The 21213-nt window shown below is 44.6% G+C and carries 23 protein-coding genes and 1 other annotated feature; of the genes, 18 read left to right on the top strand and 5 right to left on the bottom strand.

Annotation, left to right across the window (positions count from 1 at the left end):
• Window positions 1–53 precede the first annotated feature (53 nt).
• Window positions 54–737 (bottom strand): ribose-5-phosphate isomerase RpiA, encoded by a 684-nt coding sequence (gene rpiA, locus FFM74_RS03600; protein ID WP_137625264.1) that lies wholly within the window; start codon window positions 735–737, stop codon window positions 54–56.
• A 14-nt stretch (window positions 738–751) separates the two neighbouring features.
• Window positions 752–1048 (bottom strand): GNAT family N-acetyltransferase, encoded by a 297-nt coding sequence (locus FFM74_RS03595; protein ID WP_464412018.1) that lies wholly within the window; start codon window positions 1046–1048, stop codon window positions 752–754.
• Window positions 1049–1764: 716 nt separating this feature from the next.
• Between FFM74_RS03595 and FFM74_RS03590 the strand changes: the two genes are divergently transcribed.
• The 17 genes from FFM74_RS03590 (at window position 1765) to rplL (ending at window position 15589) form a co-directional block, all read left to right on the top strand.
• Entirely contained in the window at window positions 1765–2301 is a 537-nt protein-coding gene (locus FFM74_RS03590) for a dCTP deaminase/dUTPase family protein (RefSeq protein ID WP_137625262.1), read from the top strand.
• A 114-nt stretch (window positions 2302–2415) separates the two neighbouring features.
• Window positions 2416–3792 carry a DNA repair protein RadA gene (gene radA / locus FFM74_RS03585; RefSeq protein WP_137625261.1) on the top strand — a complete coding sequence of 459 codons (1377 nt, stop codon included), beginning with the start codon at window positions 2416–2418 and terminating at the stop codon, window positions 3790–3792.
• A 21-nt stretch (window positions 3793–3813) separates the two neighbouring features.
• Entirely contained in the window at window positions 3814–4983 is a 1170-nt protein-coding gene (locus FFM74_RS03580) for a PIN/TRAM domain-containing protein (RefSeq protein WP_137625260.1), read from the top strand.
• Between the two features lie 180 nt (window positions 4984–5163).
• Window positions 5164–6654: a glutamate--tRNA ligase gene (gene gltX, locus FFM74_RS03575; RefSeq protein ID WP_137625301.1), complete on the top strand. Its 1491-nt coding sequence runs from the start codon at window positions 5164–5166 to the stop codon at window positions 6652–6654.
• Between the two features lie 292 nt (window positions 6655–6946).
• Complete coding sequence (cysS, locus tag FFM74_RS03570) at window positions 6947–8359, top strand: cysteine--tRNA ligase (RefSeq protein WP_137625259.1); 1413 nt, start codon at window positions 6947–6949, stop codon at window positions 8357–8359.
• 1 nt (window position 8360) lies between these two features.
• On the top strand, window positions 8361–8771 hold the full coding sequence (locus FFM74_RS03565; protein WP_137625258.1) for a Mini-ribonuclease 3: 411 nt from the start codon (window positions 8361–8363) through the stop codon (window positions 8769–8771).
• Window positions 8761–9534, top strand: coding sequence for a 23S rRNA (guanosine(2251)-2'-O)-methyltransferase RlmB (gene rlmB / locus FFM74_RS03560; protein ID WP_137625257.1), 774 nt, complete (start codon window positions 8761–8763; stop codon window positions 9532–9534). The genes FFM74_RS03565 and rlmB overlap by 11 nt, the downstream gene beginning before the upstream one ends.
• 2 nt (window positions 9535–9536) lie before the next feature.
• Entirely contained in the window at window positions 9537–10079 is a 543-nt protein-coding gene (locus tag FFM74_RS03555; RefSeq protein WP_137625256.1) for a YacP-like NYN domain-containing protein, read from the top strand.
• 188 nt (window positions 10080–10267) lie between these two features.
• Window positions 10268–10825 (top strand): sigma-70 family RNA polymerase sigma factor, encoded by a 558-nt coding sequence (locus tag FFM74_RS03550; protein WP_171000646.1) that lies wholly within the window; start codon window positions 10268–10270, stop codon window positions 10823–10825.
• A gap of 407 nt (window positions 10826–11232) precedes the next feature.
• Window positions 11233–11382: a 50S ribosomal protein L33 gene (gene rpmG / locus FFM74_RS03545; RefSeq protein WP_137606320.1), complete on the top strand. Its 150-nt coding sequence runs from the start codon at window positions 11233–11235 to the stop codon at window positions 11380–11382.
• A gap of 11 nt (window positions 11383–11393) precedes the next feature.
• On the top strand, window positions 11394–11579 hold the full coding sequence (secE, locus tag FFM74_RS03540) for a preprotein translocase subunit SecE (protein WP_137606319.1): 186 nt from the start codon (window positions 11394–11396) through the stop codon (window positions 11577–11579).
• Between the two features lie 107 nt (window positions 11580–11686).
• Entirely contained in the window at window positions 11687–12235 is a 549-nt protein-coding gene (gene nusG, locus FFM74_RS03535) for a transcription termination/antitermination protein NusG (RefSeq protein WP_137615858.1), read from the top strand.
• 24 nt (window positions 12236–12259) lie between these two features.
• Window positions 12260–13147: an alpha/beta hydrolase gene (locus FFM74_RS03530; RefSeq protein ID WP_137625254.1), complete on the top strand. Its 888-nt coding sequence runs from the start codon at window positions 12260–12262 to the stop codon at window positions 13145–13147.
• Between the two features lie 101 nt (window positions 13148–13248).
• Entirely contained in the window at window positions 13249–13674 is a 426-nt protein-coding gene (gene rplK / locus FFM74_RS03525) for a 50S ribosomal protein L11 (RefSeq protein WP_137606316.1), read from the top strand.
• A gap of 99 nt (window positions 13675–13773) precedes the next feature.
• On the top strand, window positions 13774–14463 hold the full coding sequence (rplA, locus tag FFM74_RS03520) for a 50S ribosomal protein L1 (protein WP_137625253.1): 690 nt from the start codon (window positions 13774–13776) through the stop codon (window positions 14461–14463).
• Window positions 14464–14518: 55 nt separating this feature from the next.
• Window positions 14519–14633, top strand: a sequence feature (ribosomal protein L10 leader region).
• A gap of 29 nt (window positions 14634–14662) precedes the next feature.
• Window positions 14663–15166, top strand: a complete 504-nt coding sequence (rplJ, locus tag FFM74_RS03515) for a 50S ribosomal protein L10 (protein WP_137625252.1) — start codon at window positions 14663–14665, stop codon at window positions 15164–15166.
• 54 nt (window positions 15167–15220) lie between these two features.
• Window positions 15221–15589, top strand: coding sequence for a 50S ribosomal protein L7/L12 (gene rplL / locus FFM74_RS03510; RefSeq protein WP_137615853.1), 369 nt, complete (start codon window positions 15221–15223; stop codon window positions 15587–15589).
• 129 nt (window positions 15590–15718) lie between these two features.
• Here the strand turns inward: rplL and FFM74_RS03505 are convergent, their stop codons facing one another.
• Window positions 15719–16624 (bottom strand): phosphatase PAP2 family protein, encoded by a 906-nt coding sequence (locus FFM74_RS03505; protein ID WP_137625251.1) that lies wholly within the window; start codon window positions 16622–16624, stop codon window positions 15719–15721.
• 392 nt (window positions 16625–17016) lie between these two features.
• On the opposite strand from FFM74_RS03505, the gene FFM74_RS03500 reads away from it, so the two are divergent.
• Window positions 17017–19311, top strand: coding sequence for an ATP-binding cassette domain-containing protein (locus tag FFM74_RS03500; RefSeq protein WP_137625250.1), 2295 nt, complete (start codon window positions 17017–17019; stop codon window positions 19309–19311).
• A 117-nt stretch (window positions 19312–19428) separates the two neighbouring features.
• On the opposite strand, the gene FFM74_RS03495 is transcribed toward FFM74_RS03500, so the two are convergent.
• Complete coding sequence (locus tag FFM74_RS03495) at window positions 19429–20307, bottom strand: DNA/RNA non-specific endonuclease (protein WP_414672069.1); 879 nt, start codon at window positions 20305–20307, stop codon at window positions 19429–19431.
• A 285-nt stretch (window positions 20308–20592) separates the two neighbouring features.
• Entirely contained in the window at window positions 20593–21210 is a 618-nt protein-coding gene (locus FFM74_RS03490; protein ID WP_137625248.1) for a sunset domain-containing protein, read from the bottom strand.
• Window positions 21211–21213 lie beyond the last annotated feature (3 nt).

Below are 21213 nucleotides of genomic sequence, written 5' to 3'. Positions count from 1 at the left end.
TTTAATTGTATCGGTAAATCGACTTTCCGGCAAGTGTTCCGGAATTTTTAAAATTAAGGTCGGGCTTCAATGACTTCGGGACCGTTTTCATGACCGACAATGACAGTATTGACCATATCTAAAAATAGACCATGTTCGACCACGCCAACCATATGAATGAGTTCTTCAGCGAGGGCATGAGGATCAACAATTGGGTTTAAGTGAAGGTCAATGAGATAATTATTAGAATCTGTGCGGACGAAGTCACCATCAACCTTACGGAAGACGGGCTGGTAGCCTTTAGCCGCCAATTTTTCAAAAATATGTTGGCTACCATAAGGAATAACTTCAACTGGTAACCCAAAGGCGCCAAGTTGATCAACGAGTTTACTTTCGTCAACAATCCACATGATCTTATCTGAGTTGATCGCGACAATTTTTTCAAATAGTAATGCGGCCCCGCCGCCTTTAACGCCTTGATAGTCTGCAGAAATTTCATCGGCACCATCAATCGTCAAATCAAGGTGGTCGACTTCATCAACGGACTTCATAGGGATACCCAAACTTTTAGCTTGGGCGGCGGTCCGTTCAGAAGTGGAGACACCAACAATATTTAGGTGCTCATTCTTGACACGTTCACCAAGGGCATCAACCATGAATTTAACGGTTGAACCAGTTCCGAGACCGACCTGCATGCCGTCTTTGATATATTCAACGGCTTTTTGGCCGACAAGTTGTTTCAATTGATCTTGAGTCATAATCAGCTAGCTCCTTAATTTTGATTGGCTAAAACGTCTGCTGCGTCGGGGTGACGATCAAAGAATGCTTTAGCGTAGGTGCAAAGCGGCTTAATTTGCTTGTGCTCTGCCCGCGCGGCGTCAATGACGGCCGTGACTAATTGTCCGGCAATTCCTTGATGACCAAAGTCGTCGCGCACAAAAGTATGTTCGATCACCCAGACTTGACCATCTTGACTAGCGGGAAAGGTAATCTCACCGGCTAATTTTCCGGTGGCATCATTAAAGAAAAATCGATTTGGTTCACGCGTGAATTCCATTGCTGTCACCACCTTGTAAAGGGTTTTAACTCTCAAGGTAATTAAACCGATAAATGCCTGATTTGTCAACGATACATCTAGCTGAAGTATGGTAAAATATTAACATTATCGGGTGTGTTCGATGATAGCTTAAAGCGGCCTGAAACTAGTGCGAAGTTGCCGTCTACCGGTCGAGAAGATTTAGGACTGGAACGTGGTGAGTTGGTTTCGGGTCAAAAGTGGTCTGGAGCTAGTGCGTGGTTGCCGCCTGCCGGTCGAGGAAATTTAGGGCTGGAACGTGGTGGGCCGTTTTCGAGCCAAAAAGCGGTCTCGAAAGCCAGCCTTTTACTAAACTGCCGGTAAATCACCGCCAGCTAAGTAAAATTTCACCACTGAGCCCTAAATTTCCTCGACCTCACGGCTAAATGTGCTGTCTATTTGAGGTGACTAGCTCTGACAAGCAATGGTCTTGATTGTGACGCAAGTAAAAAAAGCATGCATTTAGATTGTTACAGTGCGACTTATAGACGAAATAATAACGACAAGCAATTCTTGTAATAAATGATAAAAATTTGAGATGATAGTGGTCAGCTCATCGCTCGATGTCATCAGCTATTCTTGATTTCATTATAAAAGGTGACAATACTACCTATCTCTAAACAGCGACATGGTGGCACAATCGTGCTTGGCATATTTCAGCTTAGATGTCGTAAAAAAAACTAAACAGCTAAAGAAAGTGGGAAATGAAAATGGCACGTGGATTTAAGATTGTGAGCAAATATGAAAAAGCGGGATTAACCATTCCTTATCGGACGACCAAAAAGGCTGCTGGCTATGATTTTGAAGCCGCAGTGGATTTTACTTTACCGTCAATTTGGAAGTTGAACTTTATTAAGGTGCTCTGGCAACTTCGCCATGGCGAGACGAGCTCGGCTACTGACTTGGATGCAGCCGCCAAAACGCTTAAACCATTTTTGGTACCAACTGGAATCAAGGCTTATATGAATGATGATGAATATTTAATGATCGCCAACCGGTCTAGTAACCCGCTGAAGCGCGGGTTGATTTTGCCAAATGGGATTGGTGTCATTGATGCCGACTATTATGATAATGAAAATAATGAAGGCGAAATTTTTATTCAGTTAGTTAATATGGGGATTCGTGATGTCCAGATCAAAAAGGGCGAGCGGATTGGGCAAGGTATTTTTACGCAGTATTTAACGGCCACCGATGAAACTGAAATTAAGGCGACCCGTTCTGGCGGTTTTGGTTCGAGTGGAAAATAACTAAAAATACCTTAAACCAAGGTAATTTCACTGCTTTCAAGGCCATTAATGGTAGAATAAAAGGTGACTATATTTAATCATTAGGCTAAGAGCGTAGATTGGAGGAAATGATTAGTGGCAAAAGTTAAAACACAATTTGTTTGTTCTAATTGTGGGTATTCAACACCACGTTACTTAGGGCGTTGTCCTAATTGTGGCGAATGGAATACCTTGGTTGAAGAACACTTCGACAAAACGCCGAACCGTAAATCACGCGTTAGCTTTGCCGGTAAACAGGCTAAGCCACAACGACTCAAGGAAGTTTCTTTGACGAAAACGCCACGGGTCAAGACGAAGTTACAGGAATTCAATCGGGTGCTTGGCGGTGGTGTGGTACCGGGGTCGCTGGTGTTGATCGGTGGGGATCCTGGGATTGGGAAGTCAACCTTACTGCTACAAGTTTCCGGTCAGTTGGCTGAAACTGGTGGCTCTGTCTTGTACGTCACTGGTGAAGAAAGTGCGGCACAAGTCAAAATGCGTGCTGAACGGCTAAAAGTTGAAAGTGAAGAATTTTATTTATATCCAGAAACGGATATGAGTAATATTCGGGCAACCATTGAAGCAACCAAACCGCAGTACGTGGTGATTGATTCAGTTCAAACCATGCAAGAACCCGATGTCGATTCGGCGATTGGCTCTGTTTCTCAAATTCGTGAAATCACCGCGGAGTTGTTGCAGATTTCGAAGACTAATGGCATTACAATTTTTATCGTGGGTCATGTGACCAAGGGCGGTGCCATTGCCGGGCCGAAGATTCTGGAACATATGGTGGATACGGTGCTTTATTTTGAAGGCGATTTACACCATACGTACCGGATTTTACGCGCGGTCAAAAATCGGTTTGGCTCAACTAATGAACTCGGTATTTTTGAAATGCGGACGGGTGGGTTGTACGAAGTCGCGAATCCTTCTGAAATCTTTTTAGAAGAACGCTTGAAGGATGCGACCGGTTCGGCGATTGTGGTCTCGATGGAAGGTACGCGGCCAATCTTGGTTGAAGTCCAAGCATTAGTGACACCAACCGTCTTCGGCAATGCCAAACGAACCGCTAGTGGCCTCGACCACAATCGGGTATCCTTGTTGATGGCCGTGCTTGAAAAGCGTGCGAGTTTAATGCTACAAAATCAAGATGCTTATTTGAAGGCAGCTGGCGGCGTGAAGCTGGATGAACCGGCAATTGACTTGGCGATTGCAGTCAGTGTCGCGTCAAGTTACCGCGATCAACAAACGCGGCCAAGCGATTGCTTTGTCGGTGAAGTTGGCCTGACCGGTGAAATTCGCCGGGTTAACCGGATTGAACAGCGTGTTGGTGAGGCTGCCAAGTTAGGATTCAAACGGATCTTTGTCCCAAAGAATAATCTGCAAGGCTGGGATATTCCTAAAGGGATTGATGTGGTTGGAGTGGCCACCTTGAAAGAGGCCCTTAAATTAGCTTTACAACAACCAAAATAAACTTAAAAAGGGGCTGACGCCATGAAGAAATTAACGGTGCGACTCGTGTTCATTGTCGTTGGTGGGACGTTGGGATTAACTTACCTGCCATTTTTATGGAACACGATTTGGACGCAACCGAATCCGTTGTTAAATAATATTTTGACCAACTTTTTGTTGGGGGCACTTGTTTTATGGGTGCTGTCACTATTTTTAGCGAATGCGGCGATGCGATTAGTTGATCGTGTTGAAAAAAATCTGTCAAAACAAAATCCGATGACTTTATTATTCGGAAGTGTCGGGTTCATTATTGGGTTACTGATCGCGGTTCTGATTTCGCAATTATTCAATCGCAGTCCATTATTCTTATTGAACACGGTCGTCCCGATTATCTTGATGCTGTTCTTTGGTTATATTGGTGCCCGTGTTGGGACCACTCGAATTGATGAATGGCGTAAGGTCTTTAACTTCCGTCGGCGTGAAAAAGAAACTTCGCCGGAAATTACGGATGCGCAACCGGATCAAAATTATCATCACTATAAAATTTTGGATACTAACATTTTGATTGATGGTCGTATTTATGATTTGGTCAAAACTGGTTTTCTTGAAGGGACCTTATTAGTGCCAAACTTCGTCTTGTACGAACTACAGTACATCGCGGATTCGGCGGATAGTATCAAACGAGTTCGTGGTCGGCGTGGGTTGGATATTTTAAACAAGTTACAGAGTGAGAATATTATCCCGGTCGAAATGTATAAAGGTGATTTTGAAGACATTCCAGAAGTTGATACCAAATTGATTCAGTTGGCGAAAAAAGTCAACGGGGTCATTGTGACCAACGACTATAACTTGAATAAAGTGATCGAATTCCAAAACGTCCAAGTGCTGAATATTAACCAACTCGCTAAATCGCTCAAGCCACGGGTTATTCCTGGTGAAGAGATGAACATTATGGTCGTTAAAAATGGGAGCGAGCGCCAACAAGGGGTCGGCTATTTGGATGACGGGACGATGGTCGTTGTCGAAGATGGTAAGTTCTATATTAATGAAAAAGTGGATGTTGTCGTGACGAGTGCTTTACAGACGGATGCTGGCCGCATGATTTTTGCACGCTTGGCACACGCTAATCGTGGTATTTCGGACAAGCCGGAGCATGAGAACCAGAATAACACGCATCACAATAACAATAATAATAATCATCGGAATAAATAGCCGGAATGTCGCTGAGTCCTTTATTTTTAGTGCTAAAAATTGTAAACTGGACTAGCAAGTGTGTGCGGACAAGTGGCGTGCTGATGTCATTACTAGCAGCGGTCGCTTGACCAACCACGTTTCGGCACGATGAGTCTGTCGAATAAGTTTTGATAAAAAATGAAAGAGGCGTTAATCACATTGGCAAAGAGCAAGATTCGTGTGCGTTACGCACCAAGTCCAACTGGCCATTTACACATTGGTAATGCTCGGACAGCGTTATTTAATTATTTGTTTGCCCGGCATAATAAGGGAAAGTTTATCTTACGGATTGAAGACACCGATTTAAAGCGGAACGTCGCTGACGGTGAAAAGAGCCAGATGGATAACTTAGCCTGGTTAGGAATTGACTGGGATGAAGGTCCTGATAAGGGTGGCGACTTTGGTCCTTATCGGCAATCAGAACGGAAAGCAATTTATGATCCATTGATTCAACAATTAGTTGATGAAGGCAAAGCCTATGAATCATACATGACGGAAGACGAATTGACGGCTCAACGCGATGCGCAAAAGGCTCGCAAAGAAATGCCACATTACGTCTACGAATTTGCTGGCATGAGCGAAGACGAAAAACAAGCGAAGATTGCGGCTGCTAAAGCGGCTGGGATCACACCTGTCATTCGTTTCCACGTCCCAGAAGGTCAAACTTATGCTTGGGACGACATGGTCAAGGGTAATGTGTCATTTGAATCGAAGACTGTTGGTGGCGATTTTGTCATCAAGAAGCGCGATGGGATGCCAACCTATAACTTTGCCGTTGTCGTTGATGACCACATGATGCAAATCAGCCATGTTTTCCGTGGGGACGATCATGTTGCCAATACGCCAAAACAATTAATGATTTATGAAGCCTTTGGTTGGAATCCACCAAAGTTTGGTCACATGAGCTTGATCATCAATACCGAAACGGGTAAGAAGTTAAGTAAACGTGATGAAACGGTGCTCCAATTTATCGAACAATATCGGGAATTGGGCTACTTACCAGAAGCCATGTTGAATTTCATCATCTTACTCGGCTGGTCGCCAGTTGGTGAGAATGAATTGTTTACTAAGCGTGAATTCATCAAGATGTACGATGAAAAACGTTTGAGCAAATCGCCAGCTTCATTTGATGGGAAGAAACTTGAATGGGTTAATAACCAATACATCAAGAAGTCCGATGAAAATGAAGTCTTTGCGATGTCAATTCGTCAATTGATCAAGGCCGGACGCTTACCTAAACGGCCAACCCAAGCTCAAATTGAATGGACGCGGACGTTAGTCTCACTCTACAAGAACCAAATGAGTTACACGGGTCAAATCGTGGAATTGGCGGACTTGTTCTTTAACGGCCCAGCGGAGATCAATGATGAAGCTAAGGCTGAATTAGCTGTTGAGACCGCACCAACGGTCTTGAAAGAATTCCGTCAACGGATTGAATCGGTTGATGTCTTCGAAGCAACGGAAATTCAAAAGACGATCAAGTCAATTCAAAAAGATACTAAGATCAAAGGTCGTCAATTGTATATGCCAATTCGGATTGCGGTTTCTCACGAAATGCATGGTCCTGAATTGCCAGAAACAATTGAATTATTAGGCCGTGAAACAACCATGAAACACTTAGATGCCATGATTGCGGAATTAGCTAAATAAACGATAATAAGAGTAAACTTGGAGATGTCTTCAGGAAGCGACGGGGACTGGAACGCCGCGGCGACCCAAGTTGAAGTGCAATTATCACGATGGTTATCGGGTGGCCGTTATCCCTACAATGAGACCGGTCAACGGTGAAGCAAGAGTGGAAGCACGCGAAAGCGTCTTTTGTATTTGAGGAGTAATCCTCTGATATAAGAGTCGCTTTTTTGATAGGGTCGTGTGAAAATATTCATACTACCTTGACATGAATGAGAAAATTAACGATTGTACTTTGAGAGGAGCGAAAACGATGCTACAAGTTTTTAATACCTTAACGCGAACCAAAGAACCCTTTAAGCCAATTACGCCGGGTGAAGTGAAGATGTACGTGTGTGGCCCAACTGTCTATAACTATATTCATATTGGCAATGCCCGGTCTGCGATTGCGTTTGATACGATTCGGCGCTATTTTGAATATCGCGGCTTTAAAGTTGACTATGTGTCGAACTTTACCGACGTGGACGATAAAATGATCAAACGAGCCAAGGAAGATCAAACGACGGTACCAGCAATTGCTGATCGGTTTATTAAGGCTTTTATGGCCGATACTGAAGCAGTCAATATCGAACCGGCAACTGCCCACCCGCGTGCTTCTGAGAATATTCCAGAAATTATCGACTTTATTAAAATATTGATTGAAAAAGGTTATGCTTACGAGTCCGATGGGGATGTGTATTACCGAACCCGCAAGTTTAAAGCGTATGGGCAACTATCCGATCAACGTATTGATGATTTGGAGGTTGGTGCGAGCCAACATACGGCGGATGAAGAAACGGACCGTAAGGAAGATCCAATTGATTTTGCCTTGTGGAAGTCGGCCAAACCAAATGAAATCGCTTGGCCGTCTCCTTGGGGGGCTGGTCGTCCAGGCTGGCACATTGAATGCTCGGTGATGTCGACAAAGTATTTAGGAGACAATTTTGACATTCATGGTGGCGGTCAAGACTTAGAGTTTCCACATCATGAAAATGAAATTGCCCAGAGTGAAGCGAAGACGGGGCAGAAGTTTGCCAACTATTGGCTGCATAACGGCTTTGTCACGGTCGGTGACGAAAATGAAAAAATGAGTAAGTCTTTAGGTAACTTTGTGACGGTTCATGATATTATTAAACAAATCGATCCCCAAATTTTACGTTTTTTCATGGCGACGACGCAATATCGGCGGCCAATTCAGTACAGTCAAAAAAATTTGGATGAAGCGGCGAACAATCTGAGCAAGCTACAAAATGCTTATCGTAACTTGGCTTATCGCTTGAAGGATGCCCAAGCCGGGGACGATACAGCTGTGCAAGGACAACGCCAAGCCCTGATTGACCGTTTTGTCACGGCCATGGATGATGATTTTAACGTTCAGAATGGGATTGCAGCAGTGTATGAACTTGCCAAGCTGGCGAATGTCTATGCGAGTCAAACGACTGTTCAGACGACGACCATCCAAGCGCTACAACAGACGCTGGCGACTTTGGTGAGTGTGTTTGGTGTCAAGTTAGCGGCCAATACACCGGAATTAGCGGACGATGACATCCAAGCGATGATTGATGAACGGGAAGCCGCTCGAAAAAATAAAGATTTCGCGAAGGCGGATCAAATTCGCGATGACTTAAAGGCCCAGGGGATTGTTTTAGAAGACACACCTCAAGGGGTTCGTTTCAGAAAGGATTAATATGACAGTCGATTATCAACAATTGAATGGCATTGCACTCGCCTACTTAGGCGATGCGGTGTATGAACCATTTATCCGGCAACACATGATTGAACTTGGGTATACGAAACCAACCAAGTTACATCACCACGCCACGCACTACGTTTCCGCTAAGGCCCAGGCGGCTTTAATTGCACGCATGCAGGCCGAAGATGTGTTGACCGATACCGAAGTTGACGTTTTCAAGCATGGTCGTAATGCGAAAAGTCATACATCGGCTAAGCATACGGATGTTGTGACCTACCGAATTTCCACGGGCTTCGAAGCGATTTTTGGGTATTTACAACTCACACAACAGCCAGAACGGATTGCTGAACTGGCAAATTGGTGTATTGAACAAGTAGATGAAGGGAGGGTTTCAAATGTCAACTGATGAACAACAAACGACTCCGGAACCAGCTGATTTTGTGATTGGGCGTCATCCAGCGATGGCCGCAATTAAAAGTGAGCAACAAATTAATAAGGTGTTTATTCAAAGTGGGCTACAAGCGGATGTGCTCAATGATATTGCCAAGATTGCTAAAAAGCGCAATTTGATTGTCCAATATGTCCCTAAGCAAAAATTAGACCGCTTGACGAATAATGGTAACCATCAAGGTGTTGCGGTTGGTGTGGCTGCATTTGAATACAGTACCATTGCCGACTTATTTGCAGTGGCGAAGGCTAAGAATGAACCCCCATTTTTCTTGATTTTGGATAATATTGAAGATCCCCATAACTTGGGGTCAATCATGCGAACAGCGGATGCGGCGGGCGCTCATGGGATCATTATCCCGAAGCGGCGGGCAGTTGGGTTGACTAGCACGGTCGCAAAGACGTCTACTGGCGCGATCGAACACGTCAAGGTGGCCCGAGTAACTAATCTTGTTCAGGCTGTGAAACAGTTACAGGAACAAGGCTTGTGGATCTTTGGCACGGATATGGCCGGCACGGATTATCGGCGTTGGGATGCGAGTGGCGCGGTCGGCTTAATTATCGGAAACGAAGGCAAAGGCATTTCGCCGTTGCTGAAAAAGAGCGTCGATGAGATGTTGACGATTCCGATGGTTGGTCATGTGCAGAGTTTGAATGCCAGCGTCGCAGCCAGCTTATTGATTTATCAGGGCTATACGTCGCGCCATCCACTTGGAAATTAATTATGAAACAACAATTATTAATTGTGGATGCATATAATATGATTGGTAATTGGCCAGAACTCGCTCAGTTAAAACAAACCGATCGACTACCGGAAGCCCGGGATGAACTTTTAAATGTTTTGACCGAGTATAAAAAAATTAGTGGTCTCAATATTACGGTTGTTTTTGATGCGATGTATGTGCCCGGTAATTCTAAAAGTTATCGGCAGGCTGATTTGGAAATCGTTTGGACGAGCAAGGACCAGACGGCGGATAGTTATATTGAAAAGTTAGCGGCAGATAAACAGTCGCGGGTGTTGCAAGTAACGGTTGCGACTAGTGACCAGGCTGAACAATGGGTGATCTTTTCGGAGGGAGCCTTACGAATTCCCGCACTTGAGTTACGCAAGCGTGTGCATGCTGATCTTAAAGAAGTGCGGCATACTGCTTTGCAGAGTCAAGACCGCGGCTCGGTGCGTAAATCGCCCTGGAATGACCATCAATTGTCGGCACTTGATCAGTATCGGCAACAGTTAGAGCGAGAACATACTAAACGCCATCATTAATCTGGCGATATCAATAAAAGTATTTTTTTTGATCAATTAGTTGAATTCCCAAAACTAGTTAATTGATGGATTAGTTTCTAGTGTGAAATAAGAATGCTTGTTCGCTTGTATACCTGCTAAACCGTCTGTATATTAGGCTTTACAGATTCAACGGGGTGGTCTGAATACAGTTTAGTGGAGAAAATACTTTGGATGAACAGCATTTGATTAGATTAGCCGGTTCAGGTGATACAGATGCCTTGTTACAACTTTCCAAGCGTTATGTTCCCGTGGCTCATAAACTACAGCGCCAATACTTTATCCGAAATTATGATACTGATGACTGGGCGCAAGAAGCCCTGATTGTGATGCACCATGCAGCGCAACAGTATGATCACCGGCAAGCAAGTAGTTTTGGCGCGTTTTACCGGCTGTTATTGAATAATCGGGTCATTGATTTGATTCGACGGACCCAGGCCAAGAAAAGGCAGCCCGATCAAGATGTACTCTCGTTAGATTATGAAGCAGCAATGATTTTAGAAGAGTTAGTTGGCCCAGAACAATTGGCAATTGACATTTTATTCGTTCACGAAATCATTAAACAGTTTGTGATTGAGTGTTCTAATTTTGAAAATCAAGTGTTTAAGGCTTTGTTAAACGGCTTGACGCCACAAGGTATTGCGTTGAAGCTACAACTTGAATTGGCCCCGGTGTTGAACGCCATAGATCGTTGTCGACGTAAACTGCGAGCACTGTTGTTAGCTTGATCTGGAGTTAGTGTGAAAGGTGCCTGGTCTATTGGAGACGATTACGTTTAAACGCTGATTAGTTCGGTTGGCATCTGGTTAGTTTTATTGGTGGCTGCTGCGATCCAAAATAATGCATGTCTCTAGCCGTGAGGGAGCTTCGTTTGGGGCTCAGCCGTGGCATTTGACTTAGCACAGTGGGGTGCCGCGGTTAGTCAAAAACCAGCTTTTGAGACCGCTTTTTGGCTCAAAAATGGTTCATGGCGTTCCAGCCCCAAACGAAGCCCCCGACAGGCGGGAATCGAGTCACTCGATAATGAATTTAGAGAAAACCGAGAAAAACTTGATACTTACAGCGCAATGGCTTAAATTGACATTCGAAACGGTCCATGATAATGTTAGACCTGATAATTATGGAGGTAGACTCGATGGCACAGAAAAAAATTGCGTTGGCTTGTACCGTTTGTGGTTCCCGTAACTACACGATTGACGCCAATCCTAATCGAACTCACCGCTTAGAAGTAAACAAATTTTGTAAATTTTGTGGTAAACATACACTTCATCGTGAAACGCGGTAGGGGGATTAATTATGCGATTATTTAAGTTCTTTGGTTCAGTCGGACACGAAATGAAAAAGGTTACTTGGCCAACTTGGGCTGAAAATCGGCGCGATTCTTGGACCGTAATTTCGACCTCATTGTTCTTCGTGGCCTTTTTCGCCCTGTTTGATTGGGTCATCCAATTGTTATTAAAACTATTGATGGCTTGGCACTAATGGCGTTTTAGCTAAAAATTTGTTATAATATGGTTATTGGAGAAAAAACTTCGTTGCGACGAGGTTTTTTTATTTTACCTAAAAGACATTCTTAAAGGAGTTTAATCATGGTCGAATCTGTTGAAAAAAAGTGGTACGTGTTGCACACTTATGCTGGTTATGAAAACAAAGTTAGTTCAAACTTGGAATCTCGGGCCCAATCAATGGGTATGGAAGATAATATTTTTCGGGTGGTTGTGCCGGAAGAAGAAGCCCATGAAGTTAAAAATGGGAAAGACAAAGTTGAAATGAAAAAAGTTTTCCCTGGCTACGTATTAGTTGAAATGGTGATGACCGATCAAGCTTGGTATATTGTCCGGAACACGCCTGGTGTTACTGGTTTCTTGGGCTCACATGGTCAAGGTAGTAAGCCAACGCCACTGTTACCAGAAGAAGCCGAAAATATTTTACATCAATTAGGCATGAGCGCACGCCATACTGAATTGAATGTCGAAGTTGGCGAACATGTCACGATTATTGATGGGGCCTTTTCAGGTCTTTCAGGTGAAATTACAGAAATTGATAATGAAAAACTGAAGTTGAAAGTTAACATTAACATGTTCGGTCGTGAAACAAGTACGGAATTAGATTTCGACCAAGTTGATCAAATTCAATAATTATAAGTAAGCTGGTGGGCAACTGTGGCACAACTAGTGTTGATCATCATTGGGGTCATCATTATTGGCATTTTGGGGCGGATTGCCTACAAATTTAGCCAGTATGGTCAACCTAAGCATTTGGCGCAGTCACCGCAGCCACAAACCGCGGATGATAGTGCGGTAACGTTGTTTATTCCCGGATATGCCGGCAATCGCTTTTCCTTTGGCGGGATGCTGCAACGCTTCGTGCGCTGCGAAGTCGCGAATAAATCATTGGTCGTACTGATTGATCGGCATAATCAACCACACGTGACTGGGCAACTAGATGCTTATCGACCGATGGTACAGTTGATTTTTGCAACGCCCCGGGTGTCCGTGCGGCAACAAGCGGCGGGCGTTTTAGCGGTCGTGAAGTATTTACTGGCCCATGAACACGTGCAAACCATCAATTTAGTGGCGCACTCAATGGGTGGCGTTGTGTTATTTCAATATTTGACGACGGCCGCACAATTCGTTAATTTGCCAGAAGTTCGCAAAGTTGTGACGATTGGCGCACCGTTTAATGATAGTGAAGTCGCGCAGAACACGTATCCCATTGAAAATCATCCTTTGACAACCATGGGACCAACTAAGACGACGCCAGTCTATAACTATTTTTTGCGGACACTACAGCGATTGCCAAATACGATTTCTTATTTGAATATTGCTGGGGATGTCGGCGATGACGTTCAGAGTGATGGTGTGGTGGCGTTAAATAGTGCGCTGTCGTTAAGATTTTTATTGCGGCCAGTTGTGGATCGGTATCATGAATTTGTGGTCCATGGCAAGAATGCACGGCACTCAAGGTTACATGAAAACTATGAAGTAGATCGACAAATCGTTCAATTTTTATACCCAGAACCGACAAAAACGGTTGCTGATAAAAAATAGATGTGGTAGAATATCGTTTGTGCGTCACGTATGCACGTTCACGTGGGAGGAGCAAAAACTCAGCTCCATTTACCACATCACGGACTAAGGAGGAATGTCTCGTGGCTAAAAAAGTAGCTAACGTTGTTAAATTACAAATTCCTGCGGGCAAGGCAACACCAGCTCCGCCAGTTGGCCCAGCATTAGGTCAAGCAGGTATCAATATCATGGGCTTCACAAAGGATTTCAATGCACGTACCGCTGATCAAGCAGGTATGATCATTCCCGTTGTGATTACGGTTTATGAGGATCGTTCATTCGACTTCATTACCAAGACCCCACCTGCTGCCGTTCTTTTAAAGAAAGCTGCCGGTGTTGAACATGGTTCTGGCGAACCTAACACGAACAAAGTTGCTACGGTAACTTCAGCTCAAGTTAAAGAAATCGCTGAAACTAAAATGCAAGATCTAAACGCAGCTGACGTTGAAGCAGCTATGCGCATGATCGAAGGTACTGCTCGGAGTATGGGATTCACTGTCGAAGGCTAATTCAGTACTGAGAGTATGTCGGACACTTCATCAAAATGGATGTGTCAAGTGGGAGGAAATCTCCGTTTGAACCACATTTGCAAGGAGGAAAACACTTAGATGGCAAAGAAAAGTAAACAATACCAAGAAGCCGCTAAGCTAGTTGATCGTGACAAAGCTTACGATGTAACTGAAGCGGTAGACTTGGTCAAAAAGATGGATTTCGCAAAATTTGATGCAACTGTTGAAGTTGCTTTCAAATTAAACGTTGATACAAAGCAAGCTGACCAACAACTTCGTGGTGCAGTTGTCTTACCAAATGGTACCGGTAAAGAACAAACCGTTATCGTATTTGCTAAAGGCGACAAAGCCAAAGAAGCTGAAGAAGCCGGTGCTGACGTAGTTGGTGAAGCCGACTTAGTTAGCCGGATTCAAGATGGCTGGTTAGACTTTGACGTTGCAATCGCAACCCCAGACATGATGGCCCAAGTTGGTCGTTTAGGTCGGGTACTTGGTCCTAAAGGATTAATGCCTAACCCTAAGACTGGGACGGTTACAATGGATGTTGCTAAAGCGGTTAACGATTCAAAAGCTGGTAAGGTGACTTACCGGACCGACCGTGATGGTAATGTGCACGTTCCTGTTGGCAAGGTATCATTTGATACTGACAAGTTGGTTGGTAACTTCAAGACCATTGAAGAAACCATCACTAAAGCTCGTCCAGCCTCAGTACGTGGGACTTTCGTCCAAAACTTGGTCGTTACTTCAACCTTTACACCAGCTGTACGGGTTGACTTAGCATCATTTTAGGGACTAGTTTCTGAAAACAATTGACCCCGTGGGTGATCTGTGATAGATTACTAGAGGTTAAGTAATATCTCTACCTAAGACTCAGGCGGCCAATATGGCCTTAATCTACCTGCCGAGGACATTGTTTTTTCTCTATGTCTTGGTGGACATAGGGATTTTTTTATAAATCCCTGAACAAAAATTCCGGGAGGTGAATCATTTGAGTAAAGAAACTGTTGCTGTAAAAGCACAAAAAGTTGAAGAAGTCACAGAACAATTGAACAAATCCGTATCTGCCATTGTGGTTGATTATCGTGGTTTGACAGTTGAACAAGTCACTGACTTACGTAAGCAATTACGTGAGGCTGGTGTTAAGATGGAAGTCATTAAAAACAAAGTTATGGTCCGTGCCGCTGAAAAAGCTGGTTACGCTGACATGAATGATGTTTTTTCTGGCCCAACTGCTGTGGCCTTCTCTGAAGAAGATCCAATTGCTCCAGCAAAGATTTTAGCTAACTTCGCAAAGACTGCCGATGCCCTACAATTAAAGGGTGGGATGGTTGAAGGTAAAGTCGCTACGCTTGACGAAATTCAAGAATACGCTACAATGCCATCACGTGAAGAATTATTGGCTACTATCGCTAACTTGTTACAAGCACCTGTTCGTAACGTGGCATACGCTGTTAAGGCGGTTGCTGAAAAGGGCGACGAAGACGCAGCTTAGGCTGTTGGTGTCAACCAAAAAAATAATTTTCACCTAAAAATGGAGGAACATAAAATGGCTTTTGATAAAGATAGTATTATTGCTTCATTAAAAGAAGCATCAATTTCAGATTTAAACGATTTAGTTAAGGCTATCGAAGAAGAATTCGATGTCTCAGCTTCAGCACCAGTTGCTGTTGCTGGCGCTGCTGGTGGCGACGCTGCTGCAGCTAAGGATTCATACGATGTTGAATTAACTGAATCTGGCGACCAAAAGGTTAAGGCTATTAAGGCCGTTCGCGATATCACTGGTCTTGGCTTGAAAGATGCCAAGGGTCTTGTTGATAACGTTCCTTCAATCGTTAAAGAAGGCGTTTCAGAAGACGAAGCTAACGACATCAAGGCTAAACTTGAAGAAGTTGGTGGCGTGGTTACGCTTAAGTAATTCACCCCTTTCTGAAAAATTAACAGCATCGTTGCAGTCATTTAAGATGATTGCAGCGGTGCTGTTTTTTTTGTGCCAATATCCGGCTGATTGAAAAGTAACGGACCGTTAGCTCATCGTTGAGCTGCGTTATAGTTGTTGCTCGTCACTGACCAAATGATGGTAGCATTCGGACATGACGAAGATAATGGCAGCGGTCAATAGAAATGAGAAGGTGACATCGGATAGAAAATGAGCGCCAATGATGATCCGGCTAATAGCCAAGGTGATGGCATAAACCACACCAGCAATCCAAAGAATCTTTTTAGTCTTTGGTTTTACAGCAAACCAAGAAAACAAGATGCTGAGTGTTCCCGCCATTGCATGGCCTGATGGAAATGATTTGTGACCATTGACGCCGTTAGGATGAGTCCAAACTGTAAAATTGTTCTGGCTGTGGTTGAGTTCATAAGGACGAACGCGCCCCCAGAAATCTTTTAAGGCGAGGTTAACTTCGAGCGCAAACCAGACAGTCAGTGACGCAAAGATTGCCACAATCAAGTATTTAGTTAACTGCTGATTATCTTGTTGGTGCAGCCAATATTGACATAAAGCGGTGATCAATAAGTAGATGACAAGCCACAATGCTAGTGCTTGTCCGACCGGTAACGCCGCGGTGGCCGCATCGCTGTTAGCTAGACCGATTGGCTTGCCCACGTGGCTGTTATGCAAAGCGGTTAAAGCGTAACTGGCAATTTCGTTCAAATATTGTTTGAGTTGCCAAGCGGATAGGCCAAGGCCACCTAAAAATAAGCCTCCCGCGAATAAGGGCTCATCCAAGTGGCGACTAGCGTAAGCCATGGCAATTTGACCACATAAGACAAAAATAAGATAGACGGCAAATTCACCAAAAGTTTGAAAAAGTGTACCGAAGAGACTGTTGTAATTAATGACCGCATTGCTGATAGGCAAATCCGCAAATAGTGCCAGGATTAGCAGGCCACCCCCAATTAGAACTGCTGCTAAGAATAGTTGGGTCTTAGATCTTTTACTCATCATTCATTCCTCCTTTTTGACACATCATAGGGCGCCAATGTAAAAAAATGGTTTCATTATGCCTCTGATTTTGTTTACTTTTGTAAAGTTGATGAAAGCGAACAAAACCTGAGACTGTTCAAAGGCTGCTAACTCGGACGTTTGCCGATAATGGTTTGTAAAATAGTTGTGGTCGTGCCGCTAGTGATCGGGTTATATTTGTTAACTGACGTTTCGAAGCCCGACGGTGAAAAAACTACCAATCGCTTTCACGGCATTTAATTGGAATCAATGATTAAGCTGTGCCGCAGTCTGCCACCGACTCAGAATTCGGAATAACCCAAAAATTTTAGAGTGTGGTATGGTGAAATAGAGCTGTTTTTGGACGAGGTAATGAGAGGAGCAGTGTTGAGATGCAACCAACTTTCAAACAGGGCTTCATTGAAATTAAGGATGCTACACAGAATAATTTACAACACGTCAATCTACGAGTACCTAAACACGAAACAACGGTATTTGTTGGGTTATCAGGTTCGGGTAAGTCATCACTCGTATTCGATACCATCGCGGCTGCTTCACGACGGGAGTTAAATGAAACTTTTCCTAGTTTCACACAACAATATTTGCCTAAATATGGGCAACCACATGTTGGTCAGATTGAACAACTCCCGGTTGCGATTGTGATTGAACAGCAACGTTTAGGTAAAAATGCCCGCTCGACGCTGGCGACATATACGGGCAGTTATTCGTTACTACGGTTACTATTTTCGCGGATTGGGAAACCTTTTATTGGTTATTCCGATACGTTTTCATTTAATTTGCCACAAGGAATGTGTCCAACTTGTCAGGGCCTAGGCTATGTCGATGACATCGATGAGAAAAAATTAATTGATCCAAATAAATCATTGAATCAAGGCGCCATCACATTTGTTAGCTTTGGTCCTGACACTTGGCGTTGGCGGCGGTATGCCACCAGCGGGCTATTTGACGATGACAAACCAATCAAGGATTATACTGCTGACGAATACGACTTACTGATGCACGCACCACAACAGAAGCTGTCACATCCTGGTGAGGGCTTTCCCCGGACAGCTTTATATGAAGGGGTAGTGCCACGGATTCGGCGCTCGGTGATTGGTAAAAAGGAAGCAGAACACCATCGTGACGCCATTGCAGAGATCGTGACACGCAAGGCTTGTCCGGCCTGTCATGGCACGCGGTTGAAGCCGGAAGTTTTGACGAATCGTATCAACGGTCAAAATATTGCAGAAGTCGCCGCGATGGATTTACGCCATGTCTTGATATTCTTACAGCAGATTACGGCACCTTTAGCGACGGAAGTCGTCCGTGAATTGCGTACCAAGCTACAGTCGTTGGTCGATATTGGGTTGGGGTATTTGACCCTTGATCGTGGGACGAGCTCATTGTCCGGTGGGGAGGCTCAGCGGATTAAAATTGCGAAGTATTTGACGAGTGCCTTAGTTGATATGGTTTACATTTTAGATGAACCAAGTGTCGGCTTACATCCGCATGATATTCAGCTGGTCAAACGTGCGTTAACGCGGTTAAAGGCAAAGGGGAATACCATTTTGGTTGTTGAACACAATCCGGCGATGATTGCCTTTGCCGATTACGTGGTCGAAATGGGGCCATTAGCTGGACAAGGTGGCGGTAAAATTACGTTCACCGGGACTTATCCAGAACTGTTAGCCTCGGATTCGCTGACCGGTAAGTGGTTACGGCAACCGCACCATTGGGGGGCTGAGCGGCAACCAACCGGTGAACTAGCGCTACGAAATGTGACGCAAAACAATTTAAAGGCAGTTGATGTGACCGTGCCACTTGGAATCATGACTGTAATCTCAGGCGTTGCTGGTTCTGGTAAATCTTCCTTAGTCACGGCTTTGAAAGGTCAGCTAGCCGGCGATTATATTGATTTAGCCCAGACCCCAATTGGGATAAATATTCGTTCCACACCGGCGACCTATCTGGGTATTTTAGACGAGATTCGGCAGTTATTTAGCCGGGACAATCAGCGGGTTGGGACTAGCTTGTTTAGCTATAACGGCAAAGGCGCTTGTCCACGATGCAAAGGTAAGGGTGTCACCATCACGAACATGGCCTTTATGGATCCGGTGGTGCAAACTTGTGAGCTGTGTCATGGGCAACGATATAGTGAGACGGCCTTACAATATCTGTACCAAGGTAAAAATATTGCAGAGGTGCTTCAACTATCCGTCAAGCAGGCGATGAAATTCTTTCAAGCCGTCCCTAAATTAGCCACCCCATTAACGAATTTGGATCGCGTTGGGCTAGGCTACCTCACGTTGGCGCAACCGCTAACGACCTTGTCTGGCGGTGAGCGTCAACGCTTGAAACTCGCCGTTGAACTCGGTAAAAAGGGTACCATTTATTTATTAGATGAACCGACCGCCGGCTTACATCTCAAGGATACCGATCGGTTATTGACCTTATTCAACGAACTCGTGGCGGCTGGTAACTCGTTGATTATTATTGAACACAATTTAGCGGTCATTGGGCAAGCCGATTGGTTAATTGATGTTGGTCCGGACGCCGGTCGTTATGGTGGGCAGATTCAATATAGTGGCACACCGCGTAAGGCCATTAATGTTGCCAAGTCACGAACTGGTGTGGCATTGAAGGCTTGGATTGCTGAAAATCAAGCGGGAATAACCGGTGAGGCTTAGGCACTTGCCAAATCTGGATAATAATAAAAGCAGTTGTTGATGACTTGAAAATTATCTCAAGTCATCAACAACTGCTTTTTTACGATCATTTAGTCACTTCGTTAGTAAAAAACGGACTTAATTAGCCACCCGACTAGTCCCGTCGCTATAGTTCAGCGTCATCCCGGCTTGAACGTTAAAAATATAAATATTGAAACTAACGGTATCATCGCCAATGGATTGACCACGCATTTGGACGCCGCGAGCAAGCAAGTCGTTGCCTTTAAAGATTGGGGTCACTTGATAGCGGACATAGTGCTTAGGATCAGCCTTTAAGTATTCCGCCACTTGATTTTCGTAGGTGACCATTTCTGGGGCGTTTAATGATCGCGTCCCGGTCATCAAGTTTTTAAAGTTGTTATTTTGCCCAGTCAATTGATAACCGATTAAATGACTGCGGTTGTATAACCAACCACTGGCAATTTTTTTGTTGCGCCAGCCAGTTGGATCGACGTTGAGTGGTTCGCGTTTGCTTTTCGGCATCAAGGATTGATTCAAGAGTGCATTCGCCGCGGTGACACGGTTTAGTTGATCCAAATTACCATAACGTTGCCAAGCACCTTGACTGGTTGACAAGTCATCTTGACTGAAAGCCGGATGATTATCATTGACGGTAATCGTTTGTTCCCCCGCATACGTCCGATCGGCTAGGTCAGTGGCACTCGGATTATCGCCAACTTTAACGGCCGTGGTCGCGGTTGCCTTAGTTGCGCCATCCTTTTGGTTTTGCGCTTTCTTTTGATCAACTTTTGATTTTTCTTTGGTTAAATCGCTTGCTTCTGTTTTTAAACTACTGGCAGAACTTGCGTTGGCCTTTTGTAGGGCTTGTAACTTGTGATCATTTTTGACGGTAATCGCATGCGTCTTTTTAACCGTTTCAACTTTAACGGTTGGTTTTGGCGTGGCGTCTGCCGTGCCAGGTATCGCGAACATGATTAAAATAGTAAAAAGTAGCACGATGATTGGCCAACCATGCTTAACAAGCTGAAGACCACGATAGTTTTGTCGTTTAAATAAGTGCCAGCCCCAATAACCCGTGAGCCCCAGTAAGAACCAACCACTGATGACACCGCCTAGTAAGCTAAAGCTGATCAACAGCAAGATCAGAGCTTGCCAATTATGGCGGAGCCAGTTAAGGCCTTGATAGGATTTGCCGTGAGTCAGGTGCCAAGACCAATAGGCCGCGGCGATGAAAAAGATTAGTCCAAAAAATACTTTCATTGATAACTCCTCCAAATTGTTTTAACGCATTGACTTGCGGTAACCAGAGGCCTGGGCCTCGGCCTCAGTGTTGAATTGGACCACATTTTTGCCGGCCATATGATAATTGTGTTGCGTTTCAACGTGATAAATTTTGGAACGGCTATTACCAATGATCCGTCCGGTTTGAGCGGTATCTGTATCACCCGAGAAATTGTTGGCGTGATTGGCAGAACTCGTCTGAGTGTCAGCTGCCGCCGTTGAAGCGGCCTTGGCGGAACTAGCAGCGGCCTTTGAATTGGCTTCGGATTGTGAAGCGGCTGTTGATGAAGCTGCTTCAGCAGCTGAGCTAGCCGCCTTGGCGGATGCAGAGCTGGCCGATTCACGACTCTCGCTGAGTTCGTTAGCTTGTGAACTGGCTTCATCGTCTGCTTTAGTTAATGTGGACGACTGTTCACTTAACTTTTTAGCCGAAGCCGCGTTAGCCCGGCTCTCCGCCTTTGCTGCTGACCAAGCGTTGGCATCCGCTTTGGTTCGCTTGTTGACCGTCGTCACTTGTTGTTTGACGACTGATTTAGGTGCTTGCGTGGTCGTTTGACTACAACCCCCGAGTAGTGTGACGCCTAATAGCACCAGTAGCGCGCTTTTCTTGAGATGCATATG

The sequence above is a fragment of the Lactiplantibacillus pingfangensis genome, from assembly GCF_005404945.1.
Taxonomy (GTDB): domain Bacteria; phylum Bacillota; class Bacilli; order Lactobacillales; family Lactobacillaceae; genus Lactiplantibacillus; species Lactiplantibacillus pingfangensis.
The sequence above is the reverse complement of the archived record's forward strand: the minus strand, read 5'-3'. Positions and strand labels throughout refer to the sequence as shown.